This window comes from Rhodospirillaceae bacterium, assembly GCA_016722635.1.
GTDB lineage: Bacteria > Pseudomonadota > Alphaproteobacteria > JAEUKQ01 > JAEUKQ01 > JAEUKQ01.
The window spans coordinates 1-3995 of sequence record JADKIX010000007.1 but is presented as its reverse complement, the minus strand read 5'-3'; the positions used below and the strand labels follow the sequence as shown (position 1 = coordinate 3995).

General features: G+C 75.3%; 8 protein-coding genes. All 8 read right to left on the bottom strand.

The features are described 5' to 3' along the window. Positions 1 to 621 precede the first annotated feature (621 nt). Entirely contained in the window at positions 622 to 867 is a 246-nt protein-coding gene (locus tag IPP67_03770; protein ID MBL0338304.1) for a hypothetical protein, read from the bottom strand. Next, positions 864 to 1175 carry a hypothetical protein gene (locus IPP67_03765; protein ID MBL0338303.1) on the bottom strand — a complete coding sequence of 104 codons (312 nt, stop codon included), beginning with the start codon at positions 1173 to 1175 and terminating at the stop codon, positions 864 to 866. Before IPP67_03765 ends, IPP67_03770 begins: the two co-directional genes overlap by 4 nt. Further along, on the bottom strand, positions 1172 to 1771 hold the full coding sequence (locus IPP67_03760) for a hypothetical protein (protein MBL0338302.1): 600 nt from the start codon (positions 1769 to 1771) through the stop codon (positions 1172 to 1174). The genes IPP67_03765 and IPP67_03760 overlap by 4 nt, the downstream gene beginning before the upstream one ends. Next, positions 1749 to 2063: a hypothetical protein gene (locus tag IPP67_03755; protein MBL0338301.1), complete on the bottom strand. Its 315-nt coding sequence runs from the start codon at positions 2061 to 2063 to the stop codon at positions 1749 to 1751. The genes IPP67_03760 and IPP67_03755 overlap by 23 nt, the downstream gene beginning before the upstream one ends. Beyond that, positions 2060 to 2377 (bottom strand): hypothetical protein, encoded by a 318-nt coding sequence (locus IPP67_03750; GenBank protein ID MBL0338300.1) that lies wholly within the window; start codon positions 2375 to 2377, stop codon positions 2060 to 2062. The genes IPP67_03755 and IPP67_03750 overlap by 4 nt, the downstream gene beginning before the upstream one ends. Then, complete coding sequence (locus IPP67_03745) at positions 2374 to 2580, bottom strand: hypothetical protein (protein ID MBL0338299.1); 207 nt, start codon at positions 2578 to 2580, stop codon at positions 2374 to 2376. Before IPP67_03745 ends, IPP67_03750 begins: the two co-directional genes overlap by 4 nt. A 39-nt stretch (positions 2581 to 2619) precedes the next feature. Then, on the bottom strand, positions 2620 to 2898 hold the full coding sequence (locus tag IPP67_03740; protein MBL0338298.1) for a hypothetical protein: 279 nt from the start codon (positions 2896 to 2898) through the stop codon (positions 2620 to 2622). Positions 2899 to 3590: 692 nt separating this feature from the next. After that, positions 3591 to 3995, bottom strand: a 405-nt coding sequence (locus IPP67_03735; GenBank protein ID MBL0338297.1) for a hypothetical protein, incomplete at its 5' end; no start/stop codon positions are given.

Genomic DNA, 3995 nt, shown 5'->3' with positions numbered 1-3995 from the left:
ACCTCGCGCCGCGCCTACGCTTTCCGCGCACATCCTCCCTGTGCGGCCCCGGCTCCCCGACCGGGCACTCGGGGTCCCACGCCGGCCGGGGCGGCGACCACCAGCGGCAGCGCGAGGCGTAGGAAAAGGTCGACACCGGATCGAGCGCACGGAGCGGTGGCCGCCCGGTCCGTGCTGGGCACTCTGCGACGTTGCCGGCTGCCGATAGGAGGCGCTGACCTCCGAACCTGCCGGGCGTGGCGCCGCCCCTGCTGCGTAGCGATGCGCGGGCGCTGGCTTGTCCTCTATCCAGCCTTCCCGATCCGGTGTCAAAACGGGTCACGCGGCGCGCTCCCATCGACGCGCCACCGTCGCGACGCGCGCGCCGCACCGAGGGCAGGCGTACCGCGACATCTTGGGCGTGTCGCTCCAGCCGCAGGCGCAGCGGTCGCGGTAGCCCGTGCCGCGGTACAGGGTCCAGGTGTTGCCGCGGGCGCGGATGTGGGCGGTCAGTCGATCGGCGGTCACGCGGCGCGCCTCCTGTAGTCGTCGGTCCCGATCGTCACCGACCCGAGGCGGACCGGGAGGCCGGGTCTGCACGCACTCCGCTCCGCCCCCGCCCGGCGCGGCTTCGGGGCGGGGTCAGCCACGGCGGGCCTCCTCGATACTCAGCCGCATCTCGGCGAGGTGCCGCCGCGTCGGGTCGGGGATGTCGCGCCGCAGGTGCAGGTCGCGGACGAGTTCGCGGGCGCGCGCGATCTGGGCCTCGTCGATCGTGGTCACTGGCATCGACAGCGCCGCGAGCGCCATCGGCAGGCCGGCAGCCGGTGCGCGCAGCTCGGCGACGCTCGCGCGCATCTCGCGGAGGTGGCGGGCGTGGGGTGTCACGACGGCACCACCCGCAGCCCGAGCGCCGCCGCCGCGTCGACGAGCACCGCGCGGAGGGCGTCCTCGGCGGCGAGCTGGGCGGCGTCCTTGGATTCGCTCAGGCCATGGGCGACGTGGTTGCGCGCCATCAGCGACAGGGCGGACCATCGCCACTGGTCGTCGTAACACTCGACGATCCATGCGAACGGGCGCTCCTTCTCACTCGACGGAAGCTCGGCGTATCCGTGATGTCGATCCACCCACCCCGCCACCGGGCGCCGGGGTGCGGGCGGGGCGTCGATCCCGAGCCATGCATCGCCGAACGTCACCGGCCACCTCCCGCGCCGGTCAGGGCGGCGCAGTCGGCGCACATCTCGACCGCGGCGGCGTCCATCTGCCGTCGGATCTCGCCGGTAGGCGCCCCCGGCGCGAACTCCTTGCGCGCGCCGCAGGTGGGGCAGATGGTGCCGCGGAGCATGTCGACGGCGCCGCACTGCGTAGGATTCGGGGCGTCGGCGCCGGTCAGGGCGGCGAGGACCATCGCCACGGCCTCGGCGCAGTAGGTGCTGCCCGTCGGCGGCGTGACGTGCAGCGCGGCACAGATCGCCTGCAACGCGGCGCACGCCTCGTGGGTGGCGGCCTGTGCCTGCGCGACCTCGGCGTCGCGCTCGAGGTCGTGCGCGCGCCACGTGGCGTCGAGGGCCGCCTTGTCGGCGGCGATGGCGGCGCGGAGGTCATCGCCGGCGGCGGTCAGGACATGTCCGCTCGCGTGCGGGCGAGCCATGATCGCCGCCTCGGTGTAGTCAGCGATCGCCTCCTCAACCCCCGCCGCCCCCTCCAGCGCCTCCCGCCGCCCGGCCTCGCGGGCTGCGGCGAGGGCCGAGGTGATGGCGGTGCGGAGGTCAGCGATCTCGGGCTGGGCCATGACGTCGGCGCGTCGGTCCAGTTCGGCGACGGTCCACGCTGCGGCGGCGATCGCCGCCTCGATCTCGGGCGGCAGGGTGTCGCGGTGGTCGGGCGGCGGGGTTGGCGGCGGCCCATGCGGCGAGGTACGCGGCGACCTTGTCGTCCTCGGCGTGGAACTCGCCGTAGCGCGGAGCGCCGGACAGGTCCAGCAGGCCCATCACCATCTGTCCGAGGCGCAGGTCGGGCGCGGCGTGCCAGTAGCGGCGTAGGTCGGCGAGGATCGGATCGATGCGGGCGGGGTCGCGGGTCATGGCGTGGGCTCCTGGGTGGCGGCGGTGACTTCGGCGACCGCCGCGATCAGCTCGGTGTGGCTCGCGCCGATGAGCGCGGCGCGGTGCAGGTTGGCGATCAGCGGCGCGACCTTGCGCCACCGGGCGGCGTCAGCGCGGTCACGCTCGAGCCGGGCCGCAGCGTGGGCGGCGCAGTCGCGGTTGGCCTGGATGTTCCATCCTCCGGCGCGTCGTTGCTTCGAGTCGAAGCTGACCTGTACCTCGCACTTGCCCTCGCCGATGCTGTCGGCGCTGGCGATCTCGCGGTCACACGTCGGGCATCGGTCGGCGGTCATTGCGTCGACTCCGTGGCGGCGAGCAGGGACCGCAGCGCCGCGATCAGCGGCTTGACCTTGCGCCACTGATTCGCATCGACGACGAGCCGATCCATCGCGGCGCGGGCGTTGGCGGCGACCTCGCGCAGGCGATCGTTCTCGGCGGGCGTCGGCACGACGTCGAGGTAGGAGCAGCCGATCAGCTCGGCGATCGCCGTGGTCACGGCGCTGCGGTCGGGGTTCGGCGGGATGGGCGCCCACGGTCACCCCTCCCCGATCGGGCCGCGGGTGGATGGGTCGAGGTCGGCCTGGTCGGCGGGGACGAGGCGGGCGCGCTGGCGCAGCTCGCGCATCGGCATGTCGCGCAGCTTCCATCCGCCCCACGCATCGATTCGGCGGCGGTGCGCCGTCATCGTGGCGTTGAACTCGACTTGGTGCCAGATGTCTCCGTCTGCGTCGAGGTACTCCACGATCGCCCCCACCGGCGCCGTCGCCAGCAGCTCCCCGACCGTGCCCGTGGTCGGGCGGGCGGAGATGGCCATTCCGGCAGCGGGGCCCCCCCCCCCCCCCCCCCCCCCCCCCCCCGGGGCGGCCCCCCCCCCCCCCCCCCCCCCCCCCCCCCACCATCGCGCTCGACCATGGACCGCGACGCGTGGCCGCCGGCGGCGGGGGGCCCCCCCCCCGCCCCCCGGCCCCGGCGCGGCGCGGCCGGGGCCGCGGGGGCGGGGGGCCCCCCCTCCTCCTCGGTCCGCCCGCGCAGCGCCCCGCGGGGGCCACCGCGGGCCCCGGGCCCCGGCCCCCCCCCGGGCGCCCCCCGGGGGCCCCCCCCCCGCCCCGCCCCCCCCGGGGGGCGTCGGCACCTCGGGGCGGTAGGCGGTGGCGTCGACCAGATGCGCGTCCCGCCGCGGCGTCGAGCATGCCGTCGAGCGCCAGCAGTTTGGCGGCCTCGGTCAGCGTCTTGCGTTCGTCGTCGGTCAGCATGGTCAGTTTCTCCCCGGCTTGGTCAGATTGCTCGGCATCAGTTGCGGCCCGAGGTCGGTCAGTACGCGCGGTCCCGGGCCAGCGAGCGCCGCGCCAAGCGCCGCCTGTGCGGTCGCCTCGGCCTCGGGCGTTCCTGTGCCGCACGGGAAGCAGACCAGCGCACCGCCCACGCCGTAGGGACGCGTCTCGACGTGCAGGCCGCACCCCGAGCAGGGCGACGGCCAGCGGGTAGGATCGGGGCGTGGCGGGCGGGTCACGCGTCACCTCCCATCGGCACGTCGGAGAGCAGCGCGGGAGCGGGCGCGGCGGGATCCTTGGCGGCGTGCATCGTGGCGCAGACGAACGCGACGAACGGATCGGCCATGGCCGGCCGGAGCTGATCGAACGCGGTGTCGATGCGGTCGAACAGGTCAGCCAACCGCTCGCACTCGTCGGCCAGCGCGGCGATCGCGGGGGCGGCGTTGCGGAGGGCGACGATGGCGCGTGCATCCTCGACCGGCGTGGCGTGGTCGTCGCGATCCTCGTTGTCGCAGGTGGCGATCGTCTCGCCGGTGGCCACGTCGATGACGGCGGCAGCATCGTTGCCGGTGTCGTCGACGAACCTGCGGACATCCAGCGACCCGGGCCACACGCGCAGCATCAGGTCCAGCGCCGCGCG

What these genes read in the sequence shown, in the direction of transcription:
- IPP67_03740 (MBL0338298.1), bottom strand. Translation starts at nt 2,898, where the DNA reads ATGGCCATCTCCGCCCGCCCGACCACGGGCACGGTCGGGGAGCTGCTG.
- IPP67_03750 (MBL0338300.1), bottom strand. Translation starts at nt 2,377, where the DNA reads ATGACCGCCGACCGATGCCCGACGTGTGACCGCGAGATCGCCAGCGCC.
- IPP67_03760 (MBL0338302.1), bottom strand. Translation starts at nt 1,771, where the DNA reads ATGGCCCAGCCCGAGATCGCTGACCTCCGCACCGCCATCACCTCGGCC.
- IPP67_03755 (MBL0338301.1), bottom strand. Translation starts at nt 2,063, where the DNA reads ATGACCCGCGACCCCGCCCGCATCGATCCGATCCTCGCCGACCTACGC.